Genomic DNA, 25,391 nt, shown 5'->3' with positions numbered 1-25,391 from the left:
GTCGATCTCGTCCGAATTGACGGCCGCCGCTCGGCCATGCCGCTGCCGCTCCTTCGTGAGGGTAGCGATGTAGCGGTCGGCATCATCCGGATCGGTGAAAAGGCGTGCGATCACCTTCCCGTTGGCATCGCTCGACCTAACGCGAAGGTAATCTCTGCCGGTTTTGGGATCAGTCCATGACCGGGCCTTGGGCTTCCTCATGCCTAGCATTTTCGCCCCTTTTCGCTTCGGTGCGTCAAGGCGCGTTTTGGATGGTAAGTGGATGGCACGCCAGCAAATCCACATCTAGCGTTGTTAACTGCGGTTTGCAAAACCGCTATTCGTGGGTTCGATTCCCACCTCCGCCTCCAGCTTCTCTAAAGCTGAGGACAAAAGGGTTTGAGTCTCCTGTCCCTCACTTGGCGGCGGTCTATGATTCACCAGCGGTATTCGACGCCGGTGAAGACGCCGCGGCCGTCTCCGGGGAGGAATTGGCGTTGGTCGGTGCCGTTGGCGTTCTCGATGACGCCGGTGGTGGCGGCGTAGCGCTCGTCGGTGAGGTTCTTGCCCTCGATGAACCAGGACAGGCCTTCCTCGACACGGCGGCCGAGTTTGAAGCCGAGCAGGGCGTAGGGGTCGGCGGAAAGGGTGTTGCGATGATCGACCCAGGTCTTGGTGGGAACCCACTCGAAGGTGGGGCCGGCATACCAGCCGCAGTCGTTTTCCCAGAGGAGTTCGCCGCGGATCAGATGCTCGGGGAGACCGGCGATGCGGTTGTCGCCGTAGGTGCGATCATCATCGAAGTGGAAGTCGCCCCAGGTCCATGCGGTGCGGAAGACCAGACGATGCGCGGGGTTCTCCAGCCAGGATTTTCCTAACAGATCGATCTCGGTGGCGAGTTCGACGCCCTGGTGGATCGTCTGGTCGGCATTGATGGTGCCGGTGGCACCGATGGCTGCGGGCGGCGGGAGCTGGACCGTAAGCAACTCGTCCTCGACCTGCGCATGATAGACGGAGGCATCCCAGCGGAAGAAGGCTTGGGTGCCGCGGGTGCCGAGCTCGTAGCTGGTGGCTTCCTGCGCGCGGTTCGCCACGACGGCGGTACCGGATTCGCTGAAGGAGGGCGGCTCGTAGCTGCCACTGACGTTCGCATAGACTTGGATGTCCTCATGCTCCCAGCGCAGGCCGACTTTGGGCGCGAGGTCGTCGTAGGTTCGGTCGTAGCTGCTATTCGGCGGGGTAGCGCCGAAGATGCGGCGGGTTTCGCGCTCGTTCCGCGAGGCAGCGGCACCGAGCACGGAGGTGAAGCCGTAGCCGAGTTCAAGCTGGCTTTCGAGATAGGTCTCGAGGTTCTGTGAAGTCTGGTCGTCCTTTTGCACAAGCGCCCCGCGTTGGCCGCCGACATTCAGGTAGTTCGCCGCATGGGTCTCGCCGCGGGAGTAGTTCACACCGGCACGAATGCGGTGGCCGAGGCCGAAGAGGTCATCGGTGTTCGTGATCGCGAAGCCGAGGAGCGCATCGTTCGACTTCTGGTCGATGACTTGGAAGATCGGGTGGTTGAGATCCTTGTAGGTCCAAGCCGCGATCAGATCCACGGTGGTGTTGTCATAGGTGGCCGTGGTCTTGCTGGCGAGGCGGTAGAGTTCGAAGTCGCGGCGCTGGTCCTGGAGAAGGTTGTTAGGAGCGGCCATCTTGGGATCCGTCTCCAGTTCGCGCTTGGTCAGATTGCCCGGGAGACGGGAATCGGTGGTGAGCGCGGTGACGTAGAGGCGTGTCTCGATGTTGTCGGCAATCTTCCAGCCGAAGTTCGCGAAGAGCCGCTGGGCATCTTGTTCCGAGTGATTGCGGAAGCCTTCCTGCGATTGATGCGAAAGGCTGAAATAGGCATCGAGCGGGCCTTCGGACAGGCCCGCCGCCACCCGCGTTCGGAGGTAATCGAAGGAGCCGCCTTCCATGCGCAAGGAGTATCCGGGCGAAGTCAGGCCGGTACGGGAGACGTAGTCGATCGCACCGCCCAAAGTAGCGGACCCGTAGGCAAGCGAGTTCGCACCGCGCCACACATTGATGTACGATGCGGATAGTGGATCGAGGGCCTGGAAGTCGAAGCCGCCGTCCGCGAGGTTGATCGGCACGCCATCCTGAAGCACCCGGAGTCCGCGGCCGTGGAAGGTCCGCTGCAAGCCGGAGCCGCGGATGGAAAGGCGAGCTTCATCCGAGCCGAAGCGCGGCTGGGCGAACACGCCGGCCGAGAGCGCGAAGGTATCCGCCACGGTGCTGGCGCGGCCGGTGAGATAGCGCTCGGCATCGACCGTTTCCGCACCGCCCGGCACCTTCGCCAACTCGGCGCGGCTGTCTTCCGGGGAAGGAACGGTGAGAGAGGGGCTGGTCCTACCTTGGGAGGCGGTTACGACGATTTCCTTGAGAGGGGTCTCCTCCTTGGAGGCGGGATCTTCGGTCTCCGGGGCAGCGCCCGCATGGTGGAAGGGAGTGAGGATGCCGGCGAGGAGCAGGCTGAATCGAATCGAGTTCACGGGATGAGGAAGTTGGGTGGAAGTATGAGAGAAAGAGAGGGGAGGAAGTCCCTCCTGCCGCCCGGGGACGAAGCCCCCACGGCAGGAGGGTTCCAGTCCCTTTGTCCTTGCGCGTCCGGCACGAGGCCGGAGTTGCGGGACCGGAAAGTCGCTAAAGGCCGAAGGCCGCGCACAAATCGCCAGACATCTGGCGATAGCCCTTCAAGTGCGGCTTCACTCCGGATGCCGCCGCAGCCTCAAGGGCGCGCGGCGAAAAGCATGATCCGAGGATAGCCACCGAGACCTGCGAACGCAGGTCCCTTAGGGGCACACGCGAGCCTTCAAGCAAGCTGCTTGGGAGGCGGAAGGGCGGGCGCGATCCTGAGGATTCGCTCCAATTCGCAGCGGCCCGGAAAGGCGGGCTGAAGATAGGCGGTCGAGCGCGGGGGACTCAGCAAGGGAAGGTCCACGGCCACGAAATCCTGGAGAAACTTGCCGAGCGAGGGCAAAGGCAAGGGCGTCTCCTTACCTTTGGGATCATCCTTCCGCGCTTCGGCGATCTTGCAGCAGAGCTCGCAGGGTTTCTCGCCACTGAAGGTGTCTTTGGCACCTTGCAGAAGACCTTCGGTCTTCGAGTAATTCACCAACATGCCGGCCCATGCATAGACCTGCATGAGCGAGTACGGGCCGCCCGCCAGATGGAGGCAACCGAGAGAGACAAGCACGAGTTGGAAGAGCTTCTTCAGGGTATGAGATTGCTACCGAGTTCGAAGCGCAAGGACACCTTTACCTAGGAAGCCCCCTCCCCCACCGCAAGGTAAATCTCCCCGACCGCTCTTTTGTCATCCACGCTGCGGCCTGCAGCTTTGCTTGAAGGAAACGCAGGCGGCTGAAAGTATTCAAATCCAGAACATGAATCGATTCCTTCTAGCCGCCTTCGCCTTGATCACGACGAGCCGTGGCGACATCGCAGCGGTGGATCCCAAGGTCCTCTCGCTGCAGAATCCGGAGGCCGTGGACGAGCTGCCGCGCCTGTCGTGGAGAATCGAATCGGAGGACAAGAATGCGATCCAATCCGCCTACCGTCTCCTGGTCGCCTCATCGGCCGAGCTACTGGCGAAGGATCAGGGCGACCTGTGGGATACAGGGAAGGTGGTCTCGCAGACCACGCTGCATCTGCCTTACGCCGGCAAGGCCCCCGGCAGCGGCACGCAGGCGCACTGGAAGGTCATGGTCTGGGATGGGCAGGACAAGGCCTCGCCATGGAGCGAAGCGGCGCGATGGCGCACGGGTCTGTTAGAGAAGGGCGACTGGAAGGCGGAATGGATCGGGCTCGATGAAGTCGCGCCCGCGGATCTGCCGTGGCGCGAGACGATGCCGCCGCTGGATGCCTTCGCAGGGGCAAGCTGGATCCGCGCGGGCAAGACGGATGCCGAGGGCAAATCCTGGTTCCGGGGCAAATTCCAACTGCCTGCCGACCGGCCGGTGAGGCAAGCCACCGTGTTCTTCACCGCTGATGACGAGTTCACCCTGGCGGTGAACGGCAGTGCCTCGCTCTCGGGCAAATCATGGCGAAGCGTGGGCGTGAAAGCCGTGGCCGCGGTGCTGCAACCCGGCGAGAACACCCTGAGCGCGGAAGTCGTGAACGGTGGAGCCGCTACCGGTCTGTTAGGCGCGATCACGGTCGAGTTTGCGGACGGCGGCGTGCTGAACTTCAGCACGGGCAAGGACTGGGAAGCCTCGCGCGACGGCAAGCGCTTCGAGGCGGCCGATGTGCAGGGAAACAACGGCTCCGCGCCGTGGGGTGCGCTGAAGCCGGAACCGGTGGTGAAGAGCTACCTGCCCGCCACGCAGCTCAGGAAGGACTTCAGCGTGACGCGCCAGCCGAAGCGAGCCGTGCTCTACACCACCGCGCTCGGCCATGTGCAGGCGCGCTTGAACGGCGAGCCGGTGGACGACTCCTACTTCGCACCCGGATGGACCGACTACCGCAAGCGGCTCTACTACCGCGCCCATGACGTGAGCTCACGGATCAAACCCGGTGCGAACACCCTGGGGGCACTGCTCGGAGACGGATGGTTCCGTGGCAACATCAGCATCCTGGGCCAGAACCGCCACGGCACGAAGACCCGGCTGAAGGCGCAGCTCCACCTCTACTACGATGATGGCAGTAGCGAGGTGATCGCGAGCGACAGCTCATGGAAAGCAAGCACCGGCCCGATCCTGGAGGCCGACATGTTCGCCGGGGAGAGCTACGATGCACGCCTGGAGCAGCCGGGATGGGACGCGCCCGGGTTCAAGGACGAGGGCTGGAAGCCGGTCGTGAGCGGCCCCGAATTCGAACCCGCCACGCTTGAAGCCTACCCGATGCCGCCGGTCCGCAAGGTGGCCGAGTTGAAGGCCGTGAAGATCGTCTCACCGGATCGCGGCCCGCAAATGTTCGACTTCGGCCAGAACTTCTCCGGCTGGGTGCGGCTGAAGGTGAAGGCCCCGGCCGGCACCGTGATCCGCCTGCGATTCGGCGAGATGCTGCAACCCAACGGCAAGCTCTACACGGAGAACCTGCGTTCCGCCCGCGCGACCGACCACTACATCTGCAAGGGTGGCGGGGAAGAGATCTGGGAACCACGCTTCACCTTCCATGGCTTCCGCTATGCGGAGATCAGCGGTCTCCCCTACCCCGCGGAAACCTCCACGCTGACGGGCATCGTGATCAGCTCCGACCTGGAGACGAGCGGTTCCTTTTCCTGCTCCGATGCCCTGATCAACGCGATCTACAAGAATACCCTGTGGGGCCAGCTCTCCAACTACTTGGAGGTGCCGACCGATTGCCCGCAGCGCGACGAGCGGATGGGATGGAGCGGCGACACGCAGGTCTTCGCCCAAACGGCGGCCTACAACATGGACGTGAACGCCTTCCTGACCAAGTGGACGCAGGACATGGTGGACGCACAAAGTCCGGCTGGAGCTTTCCCCGGGATGGCTCCCGTCTATCACGACATGTGGAGCCCCGGATGGGCCGATGCCGGGGTGATCGTGCCTTGGACCCTATACCGCATGTATGGCGATACCCGGGCAGCCATGGAACACTTCGAAGCGATCCGCAAACACCTCGCACTCTACCGCAGCAAGGCACCGCAAGACATCGGCCCGAACGAGGGATTCGGCGACTGGCTGGCCGTGGGCGGCGACACCCCGAAGGACCTGCTCGGCACCGGCTACCATGCCTATAGTAACAAGCTGGCCAGTGAACTGGCAACCGCGCTGGGCATGACGGAAGAAGCGGCGGCCTACGCCAAGCGCTTCCAGGAAATCCGCCGCGCCTTCCAAGGCGCCTTCGTGAAAGCCGATGGCAAGATCGGCAACGATACCCAGACCGGCTATCTGGCGGCGCTGAGATTCGAGCTACTGGATGAGCAACAGCAGGCGAAGGCGGCGAAGCACCTCGCCGCCGCGATCGATGCCAAGGGAGGTCACCTCGGCACCGGCTTCCTCGGCGTGAACCTGCTGCTTCCGGTGCTGAGCGAGATCGGCCGCGATGATCTGGCCTATGCCCTGATCCGGAAGAAGACCTATCCCTCGTGGGGCTACTCGATCGAGCAAGGTGCCACCACGATCTGGGAGCGCTGGAATAGCTACACGGTGGAGAACGGCTTCGGCGATGTCTCGATGAACTCTTTCAACCACTACGCCTACGGCGCCTGCGTGGAATGGCTCTATCAGAGCGTGCTGGGGATCACCCCGCTGGAACCGGGGTTTGGAAAAATCTCCATCGCACCGGTCCCCGGCGGCGGACTCAGGCATGCGAAGGGACACTACCAGTCGGTGCGTGGGACGATCTCTTGCTCGTGGCAGACGGATGGAAAATCCTTTGAAATGGAGGTAACGGTGCCTCCCAACACGAGCGCCGAAGTGAGCGTGCCGGCACGACCCGGTGCGAAGGTCACCCAAGAAGGGGCAAGATTCCTGCGAGAAGAAAAGAACCGAACCATTTTCGAGACAGGCTCGGGAACCTATCGCTTCCAAGTAACGCTGAATTAGGCCAGCTGCCGAATAGAAACCGGATGCAAGATGCAATTCCGGAAGGTGCGCTTTGCACTATTGCTCTCATGCGGTAGAGGCCATTTGCGGCTTCCTAGCTCCGCAATTCTAGGGGTAATAGGGCATGCCGATCTTGGAACAGGAGTTGCAAATGAAGTGCTCCCGCCGGGCGGGGCGGCATCTCCGCGCCCTTAAGCGAGCGGCTGCTTCACGACTCCGCGATACCGATGCCTGACGTCCCCCCTCTTGCCCATCGTCCGCAACAATGGCTCTCCGATCGCGAACGCGCTCTCTCCCCCGGCGAGCGCCCGGAGCGATACCGCTGCATCGGCTTTTCCGGAATACCGCTCAGCTTCGGGCAGCAGCGACGGGATGGGCGTGGTCTATCGTGGAGGCTTGAGAATAGCTCTCAAGGCCTTCGGGGAAGCGACGTAGTAGGGCCTCTGGAGGACCGCGAATTTCCCTGCATTGAAGGTGTCTTCGCCTTTGAAGTGCTGCGCATGGCGGGACTTGATCCGGCGGGCTACCGAATGGCCCCGCTGATCAGGCGTCTTCCCGCCTGCCTTAGGGCGCTCCGAGTACCGTCCATCGCGGTCGCCAAGGATCTGCTGACCCGGCAGCCCCCGAAGCTGCAACTCGCGATCGATGCCCTGCTGATCGGAACGAGTTCCTTTTTCCGCGACGACCTAGTCTTCGAGCATCTGGCCGATGAGGTGATCCCGGCCATGGTGGCCCGAACGGGAAAACCGCGGGTCTGGAGTGCCGCGTGTTCGAACGGAATGGAACTCTACTCCGTGGCCATGATGCTCGCCGACCACGCTGCGCTGAGCCTCAAGCAACTGCTGGGTACGGACTTCCGCAGCGAAGCGATCTCCGAAGCGGAGCGAGGCATCTACTCTCCCGAGGCGGCCTCGGGCATCCCGCCGACGCTTGCGAAACGCCACCTGATCCGGGGCAAGGCATCGGTAGCCGTGGCACCCGCAATCCATGCCTCGGTGCGCTGGGAATGCCGTGACCTTTTGACCGACAGTGACCCCGGCCCATGGGACATGATCTTGTGCCGCAATCTCGCCATCTATCTGGAGAGCGGAGTGGTGGCGCAGCTCTGGAAGAAACTCCGGGCCGCGCTCGCCCCCGGCGGCGTACTGGTGGTGGGGAAGGCGGAGAAACCCCGTTTGAACGGCCTCACCCAAGTGGGCCCCTGCATTTATCGGAAGCACCCAGTGGAATGACCCGCATCTCCTCATCCGCGTCGAAACGGCGCCAAGCACCCCCTTTCGCGTTATCCCTGATCCTCAGCCTCGGAATCATTGGGCTGATGGCCTGGCTGAGGCTGAGCGTGTACAATGACCGGGTCTTCCCGATTTCCACAGGCCTGCCGCTACTGCTGTGTCTTTGGACCCGGGACCGATTCTGCCTGTATCTGATGTCGGCGGCCTTCACTGCCACGGCGCTGGTGAAAATCCTGTGGCTAACCCCGGCGGGCGTGAATACGCCGCAGTACGAACAGCTGCTGATCGGCTCCCAGCTCGCGAATATCTGGCTGGTTGCAGGGGTGATCCACGCGATCCTGGCGGCACTGGACCGCATCGAGCGAACGAACGACGAGCTTTCACAGTTGAACGTCGAGCTGGAGACGAGCAACGAGGAACTGGCCGCCAGCAACGAGGAGATCGCCGCGCGTGAAGAGGAAATCATGCGGCAGAACGAGGAGTACCAGAGCCAGAGCGAGGAACTGGAACAACAGTCCGAAGAACTCCGGCAACAGGCGGAGGAAATGGAGCAGCAGAGCGCCGAGCTGAGCGATGCCAACCACGAACTCCTGCGGCGCGAACGCGGCTTGCAGACCCTTCTGGAATCCGGTCGCTGGCTGCAGAGCGACATGAACGAGGTGATGGTGATGAACGGCATCTGCCAAGCGGGCGTGCAGGTGCTGGGAGACGAGGTGCAGGCCGCTGCCGTGGTGATCGAAAACGAGGGGGCGATCGAGCTGAACGGGAGCACGGGATTCGGCCTGCATGGTGCGGTGCCGCCGGACTTCAGCTATGATGAGTCCTTCTCCTCGCTGCTTCTGGACAGCGGACGGACAGCCTGCATCGAGGACATCGAGGCGAGAGCGGATCTCCGTCTGCCGCAGCCGGGTGCCGGGCGCCCCTTCCGGGCGGTGCTCGGTTCGCCGATCTGGCACGAGGGGCGTCCGGTCGCGACCTTGGAGCTCTATAGCAGCTCGCCCCGACGCTGGTCCGAACACGACTTCCGGATCGCGGAATGGCTGGCGGGACAAGCGGCGCTCGCACTGCAGGCGATCCGCTTCCGCAAGGAGATCGAGGAGAAGCGCAAGGCCGCGGAAGAGGCCTCGATCCAGAAGACACGGTTCCTGGCGGCGGTATCCCACGACGTGCGGACCCCTGCGAATGCGATCTCGCTCCTGGCCGAACTGATCGAGCGCTGCGCGAAGGATCCGGCACGGGCTCACCAGGTGCCTGCGCTGGCGACGAACCTGTGGAGCAATGCCCGGGCGATGATCGATCTGGTCAGCGACGTGCTCGACCTGACCCGCTTCGACTCCGGCCGATTGGACCTGGACCTCTCGGAATTCTCACTGGGCGAACTGATCCGCTCGGAGCTGGCTCAAGCCGAGCCGCTGGCGGAGCGCCGCGGGCTGGTGCTGAAGCATGTGCTACCGCGGGAGGTGATCATTCGTTCCGATCGGACGAAGCTAGCGCGGGTGCTGGCCAATTTCATTTCAAATGCCGTGAAGTTCACGGAGTCCGGTGAGATCCGGGTGGAATGCCGCGATGGGCAGGACGGTGGCCAGGTGATCGACGTGAGCGACTCGGGAATCGGGATTCCGAGTGAGCATGTCGGCTCAATCTTCGATGAATTCTTCCAGCTCAGGAACCCGGAACGCAACCGGGACAAAGGGGCGGGGCTGGGACTGGCGATTTGCCGGCGATTGCTGGATGCCCTCGGCTTCGAGGTGACGGTGAGAAGCTTGGTGGGAGTGGGCACGACCTTCTCCATCCACATCCCTGCGGAGTGCGTGGAAGATGGGATGGCGAAAGATACCGGCGAGATCCACTGCGACTCCCTGAAGGACCGAAGCATCCTGCTGGTGGAAGACCACCAGGTGGCGCGGGTGACGACGGCGCAGCTGCTGGAAGCGGAAGGAGCCACCGTACAAACCGCGGAAACCGGGCGCGAGGCGATCCATCTGCTGGCGAGCGGCCAGCACGATATCCTGCTGCTGGATTTGAATTTACCGGACTTCGACGGGACCGAAATCCTGCGCAGTCTGCAAAGCTCCAAGCCACCACGACTCCAGTGCATACTAGTGGTAAGCGGCGACGTACGCCCCGAGCGGATCGCCGAGGTGAAGAGCTTGGGCGCGCAGGACCTACTCCCGAAACCGGTCAGTATCGAGCGGATCCGGAAGGTGCTCGCACTCTGCGCCAGCGGGGCCTGAGCGCTACTTCTTCTTTTGATCCGGGCGGGTTTTGGATTGATCCGTGCCGGGTGGCGGGGTCGAGACATCCTTCTCCTTGGGGAAGCCGTCGTTGGCCGGCTCGATGGGCTTGGATGGCGTTTTCGTGACTTCGGATTTTGAGGCCATGGTCGCTCACCCTCGGCCGAAAACAGGTCATTTCAAGAGTGGCATTGTTCTTGCGAAAGATGATGCATGGAAACGGATCTGAAGGGTGCTTATTTCCGGAAGCTGCGGATGCTTCATTGCAGCGAACTCCAGCTGATCAGCTTCTATTCGGAAGCAGCTGCGCGTTCAGGCGACCACGGCGTGGAGGCCTTGACCGATCATAGCCGGGACCGCCGCAATCTCCTGGAGAACTTGGCGGAGACCCATGGGATTTCCATTTCGGGGGACGATTGCCAATCGATGCGGCGCCTGATCGCGGCTTCACGCTCGAAGATGACTCAAAACTGCGATTCCTGCAGCGATCTGGCGGAGGACATTTGCGAGTCGGTACATCGGCTGCAGATTTTGAATTACAGCGTGGCGCGTAGTCTCGCCGCCAAGCTGGGAGCAAAGGATGATCTGGTTCATCTCGACCAGGCTCTGAACGGGTTGCTGGAATGTTTTCCGATGGCGACCGAGTCCGTGATCCCGAGCGGGATGACGGGCGAGCTGGTGCTGGCCCGCCCGCACTGAAAGGTCGCTGACGAAAATGCACGGGTTGAGTGACTGCCCGATGCAGATTGCATATCCCGGAAAGAGGGAGCGGAAGGGGCTTATCCCTTTGCAACGCGGGTTTGAGCTCCTTGCTGCAATCTGGACCAAATCGTGCAAACTTCCCGGTACTCATGTTCCGGTTTCTACCATGGAAGTTTCTCGTGAAGCACGCGGCCCGTCGCTACGGGGTCATCGATCCCGCGACCTTCATGGCGCGGATGCGGCGCTTCTCGCAGCCTTCCGAAGTAGCGGAGCCCTTGGAACTTCTGCGGGCGGGAATTGTCTTCCATGCGCGCGGCCTGGTGAACGCGAAAGCGATCCAGCATAACCTCGACTGGGTCTGGCCCTACTGGGTGGAGCGGCAGTTCAATCCGAAGGACCCTTCGTTTATTCCGCGGGCATTCTCATTCAGCCATATCAATCTGACACACCGCAACTGGACGGCGGTGGGACTGCCGGGGGTGGCCGCTTATCCGATCGTGGATCCGCGGGGGCTCGTCACTCCACTGCATGACGGCTGGTCGCTGGACTTCTGGATCGTGACCGAGAAGCGCCGCCGGTTGCTGCCGAGCAAACTGGATGACTCCGCGGTGACACAACGGTTGATCCTCGACCCGACGCTGATCGTTCTAACAGAGGTCGCGAAGGATGGCCTGAGGCTGGACCTCGAAACCAAGATGGTGCTGCGCGAGGGCAAACCGGAGGTCTGTACCGAGGTGCGCGCCACTGCAGACGAAGACGGCTGGGTGGTGGTGGCGGTGAGGCCCTACAACGCGGAGGGGGTGCAGTTCATCAACCGGATCGAGATGGAGAGCTGCGGGACGGCCTTCCATGTGAATGGTGAATCGAGCGTAAAACTGGGCGAAGCTCCCGACTCCCTGCGCATGGCCCACTATGCGGAAGGCGACGTGTATCTCGATCTGCCGGGTAGCAGCGAGCAGCGCGAGACGAGCTGCGATACAGGCATGGCCACGGCGGCGGCCTTGTTCCGGATTCATGCGGGCAAGCCCCGCGTGCTGGGAGTATCCGCCACTCTGGATCGCGATACCAAGGAAGCGAAGCATCTCGATGTGAATCTGGGATGGAAGGAAGCGCTGAAGGAGACGGCACAACTGAGGGTGCCGGATGAGAAGATCCAATTCCTCTACGATGCGGCGGTGCGGACCATGCTTCTGCTTTCGGCCGAGGATCTGGTTCCCGGGCCCTATACCTATCGTCGCTTCTGGTTCCGCGATGCCTGCCTGATGCTTCACCCGATGCTGGCGATCGGATTGGTGGAGCGGGCGACGCGGGTGCTCGCGGCATTTCCCGGCCGACAACAGATCAACGGCTACTTCCTCTCGCAGGAGGGCGAATGGGACTCGAACGGGCAAGTGCTCTGGATCGTGGCCCGCTACGCGGCGATGACGGGTGGCAAGCTGGATGCGGACATGGAGCAAGCCTTGCGGAAGGGTGTGCGCTGGCTCGATAAGAAGCGGCTGACGACGAATGACCCGGTTGGCACAAAAGGTCTGCTCCCTGCGGGCTTCAGTGCAGAGCATCTCGGACCTAACGACTACTACTACTGGGATGATTTCTGGGCATGGGGCGGTCTGAAAGCGATCGCGGACTACTGGCACAAGGCCGGTGATACGGCGGCGGCCAAGGAAGCGGAGGATCTGGCAAAAGCCTACGAGACCAGCATCGAGTCAAGCTTGGCAGGCATCCCGGCGAAGCGCTCGCTCGGGGCGATGCCGGCCGCGCCGGGCCGCCGCATGGATGCGGGTGCAATCGGGTCGATGGTGGCGGACTACCCGCTGCAGCTCTATCCCGCGGGCGAGCCGCGGCAGTTGAAGACGGTGGAGTTTCTGATGGAGCGATGCTTCCAGCAAGGCGGCTTCTTCCAAGAGATGATTCACAGCGGGGTGAATGCCTATCTCACGCTCGACCTTGCGCAGACGCTGCTCCGGGCCGGGGATCCGCGCTTCGCCGGATTGATCCGCCGTGTGGCCGAGCTCGCTTCTCCTACGGGACAATGGCCGGAAGCGATCCATCCGCTCTCGCTGGGCGGCTGCATGGGCGACGGGCAGCACGGCTGGGCGGCGGCGGAATGGGTGATGATGATCCGCAACTGTTTCGTGCGCGAGGAATCCGACGAACTCGTGTTAGGCTCGGGTATCCTGCCGGAATGGCTGGAGGGCGAGCTTCACTTCGGCCCGACCTTGACCTCATGGGGAACGGTGACGGTGAAGGTCGCCAACTCCCAACTGACCTTGGAAGCAAACTGGCGCGGGGAAGCGCCGCGCGTTAGGATCGAGGTTCCCGGATTCGTGCCAATCGGCGCCGATGGAAGCCGTGAGGTGTTTCCGCTACAACCGAGCTAAGACCGTTTCTCTTCACAATTGCCCTGATCATGAGAATCGCGATGTTCACGAATACCTATCTCCCCCACGTCGGTGGCGTGGCGAGGTCGGTGAATACGCTTGAGGAGGCCTGTCGTCGGCAAGGCCACGAGGTGAAGGTGATCGCGCCCCAATTCGATGGGGCGATGGAATCACCCGACGTTCTGCGGGTGCCGGCAATCCAGAATTTCAACGGCAGCGACTTCTGCGTGCGGCTGCCGCTGCCGAACGTGATCCGCGATTTCGTGGAAGACTTCGGGCCGGACATCATCCATAGCCATCATCCATTCCTGCTAGGCGATGCGGCTCTGCGCGAGTCATGGAAGATGCAGGCACCGATCGTCTTCACCCATCACACGCTCTACGAGCGCTACACGCACTATGTGCCGCTGGATTCTCCCGCCCTGAAGCGGATGGCCATCCAGCTGGCAACGGAGTACTGTAATCTCTGCGACCGGATCATCGCGCCGAGCGAAAGCATCGCGAAGCTCTTGCGGGACCGTGAGGTCACGGTGCCGATCTCATCGATTCCGACCGGGATTGACACGGCGGCTTTTGCAAAGGGCGACGGACCGGGCTTCCGCAGGCAAGCGGGGATTCCGGAAAGTGCGCGGGTGATCGGGCATGTGGGACGACTCGCGAAGGAGAAGAATCTGATCTTCCTCGCGGAAGCGGTGGCTCCGCTCCTCAAGGAAGATCCCGAGGCGGTCTTCCTGTTAGTCGGTGATGGCGATGCGCGAGAGGAGATGACGAAGATCCTGGCCGATGCCGGGGGTGAAGGGCGGATCTTCGCGGTGGGCAAGAAATCGGGGAGCGATCTAACAGGAGCTTACGCCGCGATGGACTGGTTTGTCTTCGCATCACAAACGGAGACGCAGGGGATCGTGCTGGCGGAAGCGATGGCGGCTGGAAATCCGGTGGTGGCGCTGGATGGTCCGGGGGTGCGGGAGATCTTGAAGGATGGTGAGAACGGCCTGCTTCTCGCGGCGCATGCGAGCGCTGAAGAGTATCGCGCCGCCCTGAAGCGTTTGATGAACGACGACGAATTGAGCCGGCATTGCGTGGAGAATGCGAGACTGAGCGCGGAAGAATACGAGACGGACCGGTGCTCAAGCCGGATGATCGACTGCTACAAGGAGACGATCGCGCGGCATGACCGCCTGGCGGACGATGATCCGATGCCTTGGGACCGGCTCATCGACGGGATCGGGATGGAGTGGGACCTGCTTTCCGCCAAGGTCTCTGCCGCGGCAGCCGCGGTGATCGTAACCCCAGCCACGGAGGCCAGCCTTGATTAGCAGCATCGCCGTCCGCCTGAGATGGCTGCGGCGAAAGGTCAGCCGCACGCATTGGGCCGCGCTCCTGTTGGGAGTCACGCGGCCATCGGGAGAGACCGACGAACCGGGCTTGATCCTGATCCAGATCGACGGGCTTTCCCGCACGCAGTTGGAAGCGGCGATCGAACGGGGACGGATGCCATTCCTCGCACGGCTGACGAAGCGCGGCCACTTCTCGCTGGAGAACTTCTATTCCGGCATCCCTTCAACGACACCCGCGGTTCAGGCGGAGATCTTCTACGGAGTGAGGGCTGCGGTGCCCGCATTCCATTTCCTTCATCGCCCCACCGGCAAGATGATGCGGATGTATGAAGCTGAATCCGCGTCCGAGATTGAGAAGGAACTTTTCGACCGATGCCCGAACCCCTTGCTCAAGGAGGGACACGCTTACTCCAATATCTATCGCGCCGGTGCGAGCCGCACCCGCTATTGCTCGCAGGACCTGGCACCGGATGAATTGCTGAAACGGCTTCATCCTTTCAAAAGCCTGCTGCTGATCATCGTCTACCTGCCAAAGATCCTGCGCATGATCGGCCTAGCAGTGGTCGAGTTCGTGCTGGCTCTGATCGATGCGGTGAAGGGCCTCTACGAACGGGAGAACTTCCTCAAGGAGATCGCCTTCGTGCCCGCACGCGTGGTGGTGTGCATCCTCGTGCGGGAGTTGATCCGCTTCCGAGTGCTGCTGGATATCGAGCGCGGAACGCAGGTCATCCATGCAAACTTCCTAGGCTACGACGAACAAGCACACCGCCGCGGCCCCGACTCTGCTTTTGCTCATTGGACGCTCAAGGGCATCGACCGGACGATCCGCGATATCTATCGGGCGGGTCACCAATCGGGTCATCGTGACTATGAGCTTATGATCTACTCCGATCATGGCCAGGAACACACCGAGCCTTACGAGAACCGCCATGGCCGAAGCTTGGAGATCGCGCTGGCCGAGATCTTCAAGAATGGACCGCTCGCCGGATACGGCATCTGGTCGAGGAATTCCCCGGACTTGGTGGGCAGTGCTCCCAATCGTCGCCGCACGCCGCCGAAGAGTTCTTCCGGAGACGAAGCGGATCCTTCGACCCAAATCGTGGTGGCGGCGATGGGGCCCATCGGCCACCTCTACTTACCCTGCCAGGTGGGAGCACTCGCCATGGAGGACTACGCCCGCGCCCTGGTCGTAGAAGCGGGCATCCCCTTGGTGATGCTGAAGCAGAAGGACGGAGACGTGAAATGCTTCAATCCCCGAGGTGCCTGGATTCTGCCCGGCGATCGCGCTGAAGTTCTTGGTCCGGATCATCCGTTTCTGGATGAAGCCGCGGATGATCTTGTAAGCCTCTGCTTCCACCGGGATGCGGGCGATATCGTGATCAGCGGATGGGATCATCGCGGAAAGCCAATGTCGTTCCCGCTGGAGAACGGCGCCCACTGCGGTCCGGGCTACGAAGAGACACGCGGCTTCCTGCTCGTGCCGGACCGTATCCGGCGCTGGCATGTGGCACACTTGGCGCGCACAGGGCAGCGGGTCCGCGGCGAGGATCTGAAGAAAATCGCGGAACACTATCTGGGTCGGGACGGGGTCCGGGAGGAACGCGTGCCAGAGCATGCAAAGCGGGAGGCCGATCTGCCACTGCGGGTAATGACCTACAATATCCACAGTTGCCTGGGGATCGATGGCAAGTTGCGGCCGGAGCGGGTCGCGCGGGTGATCAACCATTTCGATCCGGACGTGGTGGCCGTGCAGGAGGTGGATGCCCACCGCCCGCGGAGCCGAGGTCATGATCAGGCGCAGCTCATCGCGGACCACCTGAGGATGACGCACGTCTTCCACGCGATGCTTGAGGAAGAGGCGGAGCGTTACGGCATCGCCATTTTCTCCCGCTACCCCTTCCAAGTGGTTAAATCGGGTCTGCTCACGGGCGCGGAACACAGTTTCATCAAGGAAGCCCGGGGAGCGATCTGGGTGAAACTGGAAATCGAGGAGCGTCCCGCATTCCATTTTATCAACACCCATTTCGGACTGGGGCGGCAGGAACGCAGGATGCAGGCGGAGGAGCTGTTAGGGAAGAACTGGATCGGGGGCATCCCGGAGGATGAGCCGGTGATCCTGTGCGGGGACTTCAACTCGGGGGCGCGGTCGAAGGTGTTCAGGCGGTTGGCGGGAGCGATGCGGGACAGTCAGACGATCGCACCGGACCACGTCCCGCTCGCTACCTTTCCTTCCACCTCGCCATTCCTGCGGCTGGATCATATCTTCACGAGCTCGCATTTCAGCGTCGAACGGGTTGAGCGACCACGCACACCGACCTCCATAATGGCATCCGATCATCTCCCGCTCTGCGTGGAGCTAACCCTTCATCCGCCCACATGAAGCTCACCGAACTCATGATGAAGCACCGGGGGAAGATCGCCTCGACGCTGGTGATCCTGCTGCTGGCAGGCTGGATGATCTGGCACCACCGGGCGGACTTGAGCCGCGAGGCACTGGTGGCGTGGGGCAAGGACCTGCACCCGGCATGGTTCATAGCGGCCTTCTGCATCCTGCCGGTGCTGGGCTTTCCGCTGAGCATTCTGCTACTTCTGGCAGGCGTGCGCTTCGGGCTCACGGGCGGGATGATCCTGGCCACGGCGGGAACCTTCTTCCACCACTTCGCAGCCTTCTATCTGGCGCACGGGTCTTTCCGCGACAGTGTCCGGCGCAGATTGGAGAAAGCGGGACGGAAGATCCCGCCGATCAAGGAGAAGCACCGGATCTGGTTCACGGCACTCTTCGCCGCGATTCACGGTCCGCCCTATGCAGCCAAGCTTTATCTGCTCGCGCTGACCGATGTTCCCTTTCGCGTTTACCTTTGGGCGGGTGCGCCGGCCTATGTCCTCTTCTGCTTCGTACCGGTCGGTGCCGGCAGTGCGGTAACGACATTCAATCCGACGTGGATCTACATCCTCACGGGTGTGATGGCGGCAATCCTGCTCGCGGGATATCTTCTGCGGAAGCGTTTCGGAGCCATGATGAATCAGGACGAAGCCTCCTGATTGCGATCCGCATGATCGCGGAAGCAATTTGCTTCAGAAACATCAGTTTGAACCGAACGATCGCCGCTCCTTTTTGAACTTTGGATCGTGGCTGTGGTCGTGACCGTTCTCGATCATCGAAGTGCAGGAAAGCTGCGTGGCAGCAAGGATTGCAACGGCAAAGAAGGCGGAGAATCGGATCTTCATATCGCGTTCTCCAGCGGATGGCGTGCCGGTGGTGGCACAGCGGTTGCGATTGTAGCGCCGAACGATGCCGCGGGTCATTCCGCGATTGTCGGACTCAACCATGAATCCCATGAAAACCATTACCAAAGCATTTGGAATCGCCAGCTTGATGGTCCTTCCCGTCGTGGCCCAGGTCACGGAAACCACCGAAACCACGGAGACCACCGAACATGAAGATGGATCGGTGACCGAAACCACCACGACCACCACGCGGACCTTCGATCCGGCGCTGCGCACCAAGGTCGTGAGTTACTTCGACCCCTACAAGGAAGAGCGCTACGGCCTACCCCCTGGCGTCTACACCGATGAAGTGGTGACGAAGATCCCCACCGCCTGGAGAACAACCGCGATCGCTCCGGGAGTGGTCGTGACCGAGAAGGAACGCCCCTATCTCGTCGCGGCTCCGCCGAAGCTGATCAGCCTGCTTCCGCCCGCTGAAGAGCGTCACGTGAAGTACTACGTGGCCGGTGGCAACGTGGTCGCCGTGGACAAGGAGTATCGCGTGGTCGACTCCGTCCACATTCCGACTGTCAAATTCACCGTGGAAGAGTAAGATTCTCCCACGATCGACAATGGACCTAGGGCCGGGCTCGCTGAAAAGCGGCCCGGCCCTACTGCTTTTCACAAGCTCGCATGGCAGTTTGCGAGGATGAACGTGCGTCCGGCAATGGCATGGCTACAGTATTTCCCCGCATTATTACGAATCATAATTCATAATGAATTGTTTATCAATATCGAACCTCGGTTACGGAATCCGGGCCTGACCATTGCTCAGGGAGACGCTCCCATGAAGAACCAATCGAATCCCATCCGTCGTCTCCTCGCAGCCACTACGCTCGCCAGCGGCTTGGCCCTGAGTTCCGCCCAAGCAGGTGGGCTCGATGCCAACGCGATTTTTGTGGCGGCAGACTTGGACATCTCCGGCACCCTGAGCCTCGGCGAGTTCACCACCACCCTTGATGCAGGTGTTTCCGCACGGGCCGCGCTGAAGAAATTTAGAGGTGCGGACCGCAACGTCAACGGTTCGATCGAACTGACCGAGTTCCTGATCTTCACCGGTACCATCCCGAAGCCGACGAAGATCGAAGAACTTTTCGACCAGACCGACACAAACGCGGACGCATCGATTAATTTCGACGAGTTCACGGCGACCTTCAAAGCGAAGGCATCGCTCGTCTCTATCCGCCGACACTTCGTGCGGGCGGACGTCGATGCGAGCGGTGGCATCTCCGAAACCGAGTGGGAAAACTTCAAGCGCGGTCGCGGTCAAGCCGGGATCAACCTCACCGTCTTCGAACTCGCCGACTTCAATGCGGACAATCAACTCACGGTCGTGGAATACGGCTACGTCTTCCCGCGCACCGCCTCCGAGGCGAAGGTTCTGGCCAAGTTCAACAAGCTGGATGATGACGACAACGGCGTGTTGGTCACCGCGGAGTTCAATCCGGGGGTCCGCGCCGGCCGCTGAGACTTTCCCCCCTTAAGAAGACGGGCGCGGGCATGCCCTGCGCCCGTCTTTCATTTTGCGCGATTCGGAACAGGTGACAAATGGCAGATTGCAACTGCCGTCTGTTTGGCACGCGATAGAAGGCCTGAAACCGGACGGCACGCGTTGTGCGGGAATGATCCCCTTATGGCTCGTTCCATCTGGAAAGGTTCCATTGCCTTCGGCTTGGTGAATATTCCCGTGTCCCTCACCGGGGCCGAGGTGAGACCGGACGTGCAGCTCCACATGGTGGACAGCAAGAATCACGCGCGGATCCGCTACGAGCGGGTGAACGCGGACTCCGGCGAGGAGGTGCCATGGGACCGGATGGTGCGCGGCTACGAATATGAGGAGGGCCAGTTCATCCTGCTCTCGGACAAGGAACTCGAATCGGTGGAACCCAAGCTGACCAAAACGATCGAGATCTCCGAATTCGTGAAACTGGACGAGATCGATCCGCTTCTATTCGACAAGCCCTATTACCTGGAGCCCGACAAACGCGGCCGGAAGGCCTACGCGCTACTGCGCGAGGCGCTGCGGAAGTCGGGCAAGGCCGGCATCTCACGCGTCGTGATTCGAACGCGCGAGTATCTCTCCGCGATGTTCGTGAGAGACGATGTACTCGTACTCATGCTGCTGCGATTTCCGCAGGAGATGAAAGCCTCCGCGAAGCTCGATCTCCCGGTGTCGTCCGACAAGGAGTGGCAACCTGCCAAGCGTGAGATGCAGCTTGCGGAACGGTTGATCGACGAGATGAGCGAGAAGTGGAACCCGAAGAACTACCACGACGAGTATCGCGAAGCGCTGATGGAGTACATCGAGAAGAAGATCCGCAGCGGCGACACGGTTGAGGATGTGAAGGAAGGCGACGAGGAAGAGCCGAAGTTGAAGGGCAATGTGGTCGATCTGGCCGCCTACCTCGAACAGAGCATCGGCAAAAAACCAAAGGCCGCTGCCGCCAGGAAGAAACCTGCAGCGAAGAAGACTGCCAAAAAAGCCGTGAAGCATGCCAAAAAGTCCGCCAGCAAGAAAGCGCGCCGCTCCGCTTGAGAAATATCGCGGCAAGCGCGACTTCAAAGCCACCCAGGAGCCCGCAGCGAAGCGCAAGAAGGAGAGCGGCCACAGCTTCGTGGTGCAGGAGCATCACGCACGCTCGCACCACTTTGACTTCCGGCTGGAGATGGATGGCGTGCTGGCAAGCTGGGCGGTGCCGAAGGGCGTGCCGGAGGACACTGGCTCGAACCGGCTCGCCGTGCACGTGGAAGATCACCCGGTCGACTACGGCACCTTCGAAGGTGAGATTCCGAAAGGAAACTATGGCGCCGGGAAGGTGGCGATCTGGGACAGCGGCAGCTGGGAGCCGCTGGAGAAGAACTGGAAGCGCGACTTCGCGAAAGGTAAGTTCAAGTTCATCCTGCACGGCAAGCGACTCGACGGTCCCTACCTCCTCGCGCGGATGAAGGAGGAGCCGAACTGGCTGCTGCGCAAGCTCGACCCGGCCACGCATCCCACGGGTACAATCCCCGGGCCAGCGAAGGAAACCGCCGCTTTCGTCGCGCCGCAACTCGCCCGGCCGGTGCCAACGGTCCCGCAGGGCAAGGACTGGCTGCACGAGATCAAGTACGACGGTTATCGTTTGATCGCGGTGAGAAAGAAGGGCGAGGTGCGGCTCTTCACCCGCAAGCAGCTCGACTGGACCGATCGCTTCGCTGCCCTGGCAAAGAAGCTGGGCAAACTGGGCGGCGGAGACTTCGTTCTCGATGGCGAGGCTGTGGTCCTCGACGGCAAGGGGCGGACGAGTTTCGGCGGCCTGCAGGAAGAACTGAAAGGCAAGGGAGAGAAAATCGAGTTCATCGCCTTCGACCTGCTGAACGCGGATGGCAAGAACTTGCGGGATCTGCCGCTGAGCCTGCGGCTGGAGCAGCTCAAGAAGGTGGTGCCGAAGGAAGACGGCCCCGTGCGGCGCTCGAAGGTCTGGCAAGGCGATGAAGGCCCCAACCTGTTCCGTCAGGCGTGCAAGCTCGGTCTGGAAGGGATCATCAGCAAGCACAGCCATGCCCGCTACCTGCCGGAAAGCCGGCGCGACTGGGTGAAATCGAAATGCCGGCCGCGACAGGAATTCGTGATCTGCGGTTACACGCCTCCCAAAAACTCCTGCCCGGCCTTCGGCGCCTTGGTCCTAGGCTCTTACGAGAGCGGCAAACTGGTGCCGCGCGGCAAGGTGGGAACGGGTTTCAACGAAGCAGACCGCCGTGCACTCCTCAAGCTGATGGAGAAGCGCGCCGTAAGCACCGCCCCCTTTGATGCGGAGAAAGGCGTACACTGGATCCGCCCCGAACTGGTGGCGGAGATCGAGTTTGCGGAGATCACCCGCGACGGCTCGATCCGCCAAGGCAGTTTCATCTCACTCCGCGAAGACAAGACGGCAAAAGAGGTGCATCTTGATTCCGTGGACCAGGCATCCATCGGCGAGGAGGAAGCCACCGTGCGCGGCATCGTGATCACACATCCGGAGCGGGTGGTATTTCCCGATGACGGCATCCAGAAACTCGAGGTGGCACGCTACCACGAACGAATCGCCGAGCTGATGCTGCCCCACATCGTGGATCGTCCGCTCGCCCTGCTGCGGGCCCCGGATGGCATCGGGGGCGGAAGCTTCTTCCAGAAGAGCTTCAAGGATCACGTACCGCCGAAGGTGAAGACGAAGACCCTGGAGGACGGGACGGAGGTGATTCACATCGGCTCGGAGGAAGCGCTGATCTCGCTGATTCAGTTCGGCGTGTTGGAGATCCATCCTTGGGGTTCATCTTTCGCGAACATCAACAAGCCGGACACGCTGATCTGGGATCTGGATCCCGACTCCAGCGTGCCATGGCCGGAGACCTTGGGGGCGGCCTTCCTGCTGCGGGACTATCTGGCGAAGCACGATCTGGAATCGCGGGTGAAGACCTCCGGTGGCAAAGGGCTGCACGTGATGATGCACCTGAAGCGGAACCACGACTGGGAGATCATGAAGCCCTTCGCGAAAGCGGTGGCGGCGCGGATCGCGGAGCTAAGCCCGCGGCGCTTCACCATCACGGCGAGCAAGGCGAAGCGCGGAGGGAAGATCTACATCGACTGGCTGCGCAATGGCAAAGGGGCGACTTGTGTGGCGCCATGGGGACTGCGGGCGCGACCGGGTGCGCCTGTTTCCACGCCGATCAACTGGAAGGATCTGGGAGACCTTGATCCGCGGGGCTTCACGATGAGGGAGCCATTCAAGCTGCCTTCCGATTGGAAGGACATCACGCCGCAGTCGATCAGCAAGGCGCTGATCAAGGAGGTGATGGACGGCTAGAGAACGCCGGGAGATTACACCGCGTCCTTGAATCCGGCTCTGCCGCAAAAAGGCGCAAAGGGCGCGACAACTGAAAGGCAGGAAAGACGAGAAGCCTTCCACAACAAGCACCCTCCCGGGCTGTCACTCATGGCATGGGCGATGCGAAGGAAGAAGGTGTGAAACCCATCACCGACTCGCTTGTCCCGCTGGCGATCCTGAAGCAGCACGACCTCGTTTTCACCCATGATGCCATGCCCGGCTACACGCGCCGACGGAGCGGCAAGGGATTCAGCTACCGCACGCCGGAGGGAGGAGTGCTGAAGAGCAAGAGCGAGCGGGAGCGGATCACCTCGCTGGTGATTCCCCCGGCCTATGAATCGGTGTGGATCTGCAAGGTTCCCAACGGACATTTGCAAGCGACCGGACTGGATCAACGCGGGAGAAAGCAGTACCGCTACCACCCCGAGTGGCATCTGCTGGCGGGCGACCGGAAGTTCCATCTGCTGCCCGAGTTCGTGAAAGCCCTGCCGAGGATACGCCGGAAGATCAACAGCGCGCTCTCCGAAGAGGGTTTGAGCCGCGAGCGGATCATCGCCGGAATCGTGGCGCTGCTGGATAGCACCGGCTTCCGAATCGGGAACCACCGCTATGCGAAGGAGAACCGGAGCTTCGGGATCACTTCCCTGCTCTCCCGGCATCTGAGCGAGGGCGAGGGTGAATGGGTGCTGCGCTTCAAGGGCAAGTCCGGCAAAGAGCACGAGGCGCAGATCCGGGACACGAAGATCGCGGCACTCATCGCCGAGCTACAGGAGCTACCGGGGCAGCGGCTTTTCCGTCATGAGGACGAGACAGGCGGCTGGCATGACATCGGCAGCAGCGATGTGAACGGCTGGCTGAAGGAAATTGGCGGAGGGGAATTCACCGCGAAGCAATTCCGCACTTGGAAGGCGACGCTGCGCTGCGCGACGGAACTGGGAAAAATGCCGCCGGGGGAATCCGAGGCGGCCTGCAAGCGCGCCGAGGTGGCGGCGATCCGGGTGACAGCAGAGGCGCTCAATCACACGATGGCGACCTGCCGGAAATACTACATCCACCCGGGGATCCTGAAGGCCTATCGGAGCGGATATCTCTACCGGGTGATGTTAGCAAAGCCACCGCGGATGCGGCGGGCGGATGAGAGCGCGAAGCTGAGGGCAGACGAGCGCCGGGTGCTCACGCTGATTGAGAAGTATCCGGCGCGACCGAGGAGGCGAAGGGGGTAGAGGTCGAGCGGTTCCTAGCCGTGGTGGAGCGGCAATCTGCACGGATGCGTGTGCGAGAGTTTGCGTTCCGCTCCGGCTGGCTGTCCCAAGGCGCTGAGACTGTGCGTCCCAGCGCTTGGAACGCAGCGTGCGAGAATAGGATCCAAACCAAACCCCAACGCCATGACACCGATTGATCCAGTCGAAGCCATCCCCTCCACCCGCAAGTCCCCGACCGCGCCGCCTTATGTCGATGAGGAGCCGAACATCACCCTCGTGGAGCAAGGTCTGGAGGTAGCGGAAGACGAAATCCGCGGCGCGGTAGCCGACGCCTATGAGGAGGGTGCGCGCGGCAGCGCCGAGATGAGCGATTCCTTGGACGACATCGACTACGTGGAAGCGGAGGACGAGTCCGTGGCTCCAGAGCTGGCAGCCATGCACCGCGAGTCTATCCCGGAAGACGAAGAGGAAGAAGATTGAGTCAGTCGGTGGCGGCTGGCGCAGCTTGTGCGAAAGTAATCTTATGAGCGCGGCCCTCATCCTCTCGATCTTCCTGATCTGGCTGATGGTCTGCGCCATATGCATGGCATGGTTCACCGGGGCGAAAAGGAGCTCCGGCCCGCATCACAGCGCGGTTCCCGACCAAGCTTGGGGAACCTATTTGTGGGCCGGGCTTTTCACGGCTAGCTTGATCGCTTGGATTTGCATGCGTCTTGCAATGGCGCATTAAGCACTTCCGAGCCGTGCATTTTGCAAGAACACTCCCCTCATGTTCAGCAGCTTCAAAGATAGTCTGGCCTCCAGCGCCGCGAAGAGTCTGCTAGCAGGACGGATCGAGCGCTACGGCAGGCTGATCGAGCTGCGAATCCGGAGTCGGGAGAAGATTATCCGGGTCGAAATCCTTTTGGCCGGGGAGAGCGAGGAGCTGAAAATCGAAGTGGAGCGCTACCGGGTGACGGAATCCGGCGGTAGCCACGCGATCGTGATCGAGCGGATCCGGGCCTCCCGGCAGTGGGTGCAGCTGCTCTTGGAAGACTTCGTGGTGGGCAAGCCGCTCCCGATCCCGGCGGTGGCGATCATGGCGCTGGGCGGGCCGGAAGCGGCCGCGCCGCCGCAACCGGGCTTCCCGGCGGCTTGACAGCGGGCCGCCGCCATGCATCCTCCCGCTCCCCGCCGCGTCGGAAACGTGACCGGGGCCCTCTAACGTCATGAAAAAGGATCTCCATCCGAAATATAATCCGGTCGTCTTCGTGGACATGACCACCGGTGCCCGCTTCGTTTCCCGCTCGACCAAGTCTTCCGAGAAGAAGGAAGTCATCGACGGTGTGGAACATAGTGTGATCTCGATCGGTATCACCTCCGACTCGCACCCGTTCTTCACGGGCAAGGCGCAGTTCGTCGACACCGAAGGCCGCATCGACAAATTCCAGAAGCGTTTCGGCGCTGTCCGCCGCGCGGGCAAGCCGACCCTCTGATCGCTGGAATCCCACGCGCATCGTTTTTCCAGAGCGCCCGTCCGCAGCTTGCGGCCGGGCGTTTTTCTTTTCAAGGGGGAGTGGGACCGGAATGGGAGGGTATGGAGCGGTCAGGAGGTGTCTTGCTTACGTCTTCGCAGAGTCATGGCTGCGTTGACTGTTTTGTCGTGATGCTTTATCTCCGCGC

21 protein-coding genes are annotated in these 25,391 nt (G+C 61.8%); 17 read left to right on the top strand and 4 right to left on the bottom strand.

Annotated features, from left to right (window positions below):
• Window positions 1-416 precede the first annotated feature (416 nt).
• On the bottom strand, window positions 417-2,510 hold the full coding sequence (locus tag OJ996_RS03590; protein WP_264511251.1) for a TonB-dependent receptor family protein: 2,094 nt from the start codon (window positions 2,508-2,510) through the stop codon (window positions 417-419).
• A 320-nt stretch (window positions 2,511-2,830) separates the two neighbouring features.
• Window positions 2,831-3,214 (bottom strand): hypothetical protein, encoded by a 384-nt coding sequence (locus OJ996_RS03585; protein WP_264511249.1) that lies wholly within the window; start codon window positions 3,212-3,214, stop codon window positions 2,831-2,833.
• Window positions 3,215-3,401: 187 nt separating this feature from the next.
• Here OJ996_RS03585 and OJ996_RS03580 point away from each other — a divergent pair, with 187 nt between their 5' ends.
• The 4 genes from OJ996_RS03580 (at window position 3,402) to OJ996_RS03565 (ending at window position 9,996) form a co-directional block, all read left to right on the top strand.
• Window positions 3,402-6,530 (top strand): glycoside hydrolase family 78 protein, encoded by a 3,129-nt coding sequence (locus OJ996_RS03580; RefSeq protein ID WP_264511247.1) that lies wholly within the window; start codon window positions 3,402-3,404, stop codon window positions 6,528-6,530.
• A 246-nt stretch (window positions 6,531-6,776) separates the two neighbouring features.
• On the top strand, window positions 6,777-6,965 hold the full coding sequence (locus OJ996_RS03575; RefSeq protein ID WP_264511245.1) for a hypothetical protein: 189 nt from the start codon (window positions 6,777-6,779) through the stop codon (window positions 6,963-6,965).
• Between the two features lie 95 nt (window positions 6,966-7,060).
• Entirely contained in the window at window positions 7,061-7,762 is a 702-nt protein-coding gene (locus OJ996_RS03570; protein WP_264511243.1) for a CheR family methyltransferase, read from the top strand.
• An 86-nt stretch (window positions 7,763-7,848) separates the two neighbouring features.
• Entirely contained in the window at window positions 7,849-9,996 is a 2,148-nt protein-coding gene (locus OJ996_RS03565; RefSeq protein ID WP_264511241.1) for a hybrid sensor histidine kinase/response regulator, read from the top strand.
• Window positions 9,997-9,999: 3 nt separating this feature from the next.
• Here OJ996_RS03565 and OJ996_RS03560 read toward each other — a convergent pair whose 3' ends face one another.
• Entirely contained in the window at window positions 10,000-10,143 is a 144-nt protein-coding gene (locus OJ996_RS03560; RefSeq protein WP_264511239.1) for a hypothetical protein, read from the bottom strand.
• A gap of 66 nt (window positions 10,144-10,209) precedes the next feature.
• Here OJ996_RS03560 and OJ996_RS03555 point away from each other — a divergent pair, with 66 nt between their 5' ends.
• From OJ996_RS03555 to OJ996_RS03535, 5 genes are all read left to right on the top strand, one after another.
• Window positions 10,210-10,695 carry a DUF892 family protein gene (locus tag OJ996_RS03555; protein WP_264511237.1) on the top strand — a complete coding sequence of 162 codons (486 nt, stop codon included), beginning with the start codon at window positions 10,210-10,212 and terminating at the stop codon, window positions 10,693-10,695.
• Between the two features lie 152 nt (window positions 10,696-10,847).
• Entirely contained in the window at window positions 10,848-13,079 is a 2,232-nt protein-coding gene (locus tag OJ996_RS03550; RefSeq protein WP_264511235.1) for a hypothetical protein, read from the top strand.
• Between the two features lie 29 nt (window positions 13,080-13,108).
• Window positions 13,109-14,395 carry a glycosyltransferase gene (locus OJ996_RS03545; protein WP_264511233.1) on the top strand — a complete coding sequence of 429 codons (1,287 nt, stop codon included), beginning with the start codon at window positions 13,109-13,111 and terminating at the stop codon, window positions 14,393-14,395.
• The gene (locus OJ996_RS03540; RefSeq protein WP_264511231.1) at window positions 14,388-16,796 is read left to right on the top strand and encodes an endonuclease/exonuclease/phosphatase family protein; all 2,409 of its coding nucleotides are present in this window, start codon (window positions 14,388-14,390) and stop codon (window positions 16,794-16,796) included. Before OJ996_RS03545 ends, OJ996_RS03540 begins: the two co-directional genes overlap by 8 nt.
• Window positions 16,793-17,458 (top strand): TVP38/TMEM64 family protein, encoded by a 666-nt coding sequence (locus OJ996_RS03535; RefSeq protein ID WP_264511229.1) that lies wholly within the window; start codon window positions 16,793-16,795, stop codon window positions 17,456-17,458. The genes OJ996_RS03540 and OJ996_RS03535 overlap by 4 nt, the downstream gene beginning before the upstream one ends.
• 42 nt (window positions 17,459-17,500) lie before the next feature.
• Here OJ996_RS03535 and OJ996_RS03530 read toward each other — a convergent pair whose 3' ends face one another.
• A complete protein-coding gene (locus OJ996_RS03530; protein WP_264511227.1) occupies window positions 17,501-17,722 on the bottom strand; it encodes a hypothetical protein in 222 nt (73 codons plus the stop codon).
• A gap of 31 nt (window positions 17,723-17,753) precedes the next feature.
• On the opposite strand from OJ996_RS03530, the gene OJ996_RS03525 reads away from it, so the two are divergent.
• The 8 genes from OJ996_RS03525 to OJ996_RS03490 all read left to right on the top strand — a co-directional run bounded on the left by OJ996_RS03525 (window position 17,754) and on the right by OJ996_RS03490 (window position 25,204).
• Window positions 17,754-18,236 carry a hypothetical protein gene (locus OJ996_RS03525; RefSeq protein ID WP_264511224.1) on the top strand — a complete coding sequence of 161 codons (483 nt, stop codon included), beginning with the start codon at window positions 17,754-17,756 and terminating at the stop codon, window positions 18,234-18,236.
• A gap of 234 nt (window positions 18,237-18,470) precedes the next feature.
• Window positions 18,471-19,151, top strand: coding sequence for an EF-hand domain-containing protein (locus tag OJ996_RS03520; protein WP_264511222.1), 681 nt, complete (start codon window positions 18,471-18,473; stop codon window positions 19,149-19,151).
• Between the two features lie 165 nt (window positions 19,152-19,316).
• Window positions 19,317-20,219: a non-homologous end joining protein Ku gene (ku, locus tag OJ996_RS03515; RefSeq protein ID WP_264511220.1), complete on the top strand. Its 903-nt coding sequence runs from the start codon at window positions 19,317-19,319 to the stop codon at window positions 20,217-20,219.
• On the top strand, window positions 20,176-22,506 hold the full coding sequence (gene ligD / locus OJ996_RS03510) for a DNA ligase D (protein ID WP_264511218.1): 2,331 nt from the start codon (window positions 20,176-20,178) through the stop codon (window positions 22,504-22,506). The genes ku and ligD overlap by 44 nt, the downstream gene beginning before the upstream one ends.
• A 158-nt stretch (window positions 22,507-22,664) precedes the next feature.
• Window positions 22,665-23,750: a DNA topoisomerase IB gene (locus OJ996_RS03505; protein ID WP_264511216.1), complete on the top strand. Its 1,086-nt coding sequence runs from the start codon at window positions 22,665-22,667 to the stop codon at window positions 23,748-23,750.
• Window positions 23,751-23,912: 162 nt separating this feature from the next.
• Entirely contained in the window at window positions 23,913-24,209 is a 297-nt protein-coding gene (locus OJ996_RS03500) for a hypothetical protein (protein ID WP_264511214.1), read from the top strand.
• A 289-nt stretch (window positions 24,210-24,498) separates the two neighbouring features.
• Window positions 24,499-24,867, top strand: coding sequence for a hypothetical protein (locus OJ996_RS03495; protein ID WP_264511212.1), 369 nt, complete (start codon window positions 24,499-24,501; stop codon window positions 24,865-24,867).
• A 70-nt stretch (window positions 24,868-24,937) separates the two neighbouring features.
• Window positions 24,938-25,204: a type B 50S ribosomal protein L31 gene (locus OJ996_RS03490; protein ID WP_264511210.1), complete on the top strand. Its 267-nt coding sequence runs from the start codon at window positions 24,938-24,940 to the stop codon at window positions 25,202-25,204.
• Window positions 25,205-25,391 lie beyond the last annotated feature (187 nt).

The sequence above is a fragment of the Luteolibacter rhizosphaerae genome (genome assembly GCF_025950095.1).
Lineage (GTDB): Bacteria > Verrucomicrobiota > Verrucomicrobiia > Verrucomicrobiales > Akkermansiaceae > Haloferula > Haloferula rhizosphaerae.
Note: the sequence above shows the minus strand (reverse complement) of the source record. Positions and strands in the feature narration are given on the sequence as shown.

Bases quoted from the DNA above. Each gene is read 5' to 3' on its own strand.
- OJ996_RS03525 (WP_264511224.1), top strand. From the start codon at position 17,754: ATGAAAACCATTACCAAAGCATTTGGAATCGCCAGCTTGATGGTCCTT.
- OJ996_RS03565 (WP_264511241.1), top strand. From the start codon at position 7,849: ATGGCCTGGCTGAGGCTGAGCGTGTACAATGACCGGGTCTTCCCGATT.
- OJ996_RS03490 (WP_264511210.1), top strand. From the start codon at position 24,938: ATGAAAAAGGATCTCCATCCGAAATATAATCCGGTCGTCTTCGTGGAC.
- OJ996_RS03550 (WP_264511235.1), top strand. From the start codon at position 10,848: ATGTTCCGGTTTCTACCATGGAAGTTTCTCGTGAAGCACGCGGCCCGT.
- OJ996_RS03520 (WP_264511222.1), top strand. From the start codon at position 18,471: ATGAAGAACCAATCGAATCCCATCCGTCGTCTCCTCGCAGCCACTACG.
- OJ996_RS03560 (WP_264511239.1), bottom strand. From the start codon at position 10,143: ATGGCCTCAAAATCCGAAGTCACGAAAACGCCATCCAAGCCCATCGAG.
- ku (WP_264511220.1), top strand. From the start codon at position 19,317: ATGGCTCGTTCCATCTGGAAAGGTTCCATTGCCTTCGGCTTGGTGAAT.
- OJ996_RS03580 (WP_264511247.1), top strand. From the start codon at position 3,402: ATGAATCGATTCCTTCTAGCCGCCTTCGCCTTGATCACGACGAGCCGT.
- OJ996_RS03555 (WP_264511237.1), top strand. From the start codon at position 10,210: ATGGAAACGGATCTGAAGGGTGCTTATTTCCGGAAGCTGCGGATGCTT.
- ligD (WP_264511218.1), top strand. From the start codon at position 20,176: ATGCCAAAAAGTCCGCCAGCAAGAAAGCGCGCCGCTCCGCTTGAGAAA.
- OJ996_RS03545 (WP_264511233.1), top strand. From the start codon at position 13,109: ATGAGAATCGCGATGTTCACGAATACCTATCTCCCCCACGTCGGTGGC.
- OJ996_RS03530 (WP_264511227.1), bottom strand. From the start codon at position 17,722: ATGACCCGCGGCATCGTTCGGCGCTACAATCGCAACCGCTGTGCCACC.
- OJ996_RS03570 (WP_264511243.1), top strand. From the start codon at position 7,061: ATGGCCCCGCTGATCAGGCGTCTTCCCGCCTGCCTTAGGGCGCTCCGA.
- OJ996_RS03500 (WP_264511214.1), top strand. From the start codon at position 23,913: ATGACACCGATTGATCCAGTCGAAGCCATCCCCTCCACCCGCAAGTCC.
- OJ996_RS03535 (WP_264511229.1), top strand. From the start codon at position 16,793: ATGAAGCTCACCGAACTCATGATGAAGCACCGGGGGAAGATCGCCTCG.
- OJ996_RS03495 (WP_264511212.1), top strand. From the start codon at position 24,499: ATGTTCAGCAGCTTCAAAGATAGTCTGGCCTCCAGCGCCGCGAAGAGT.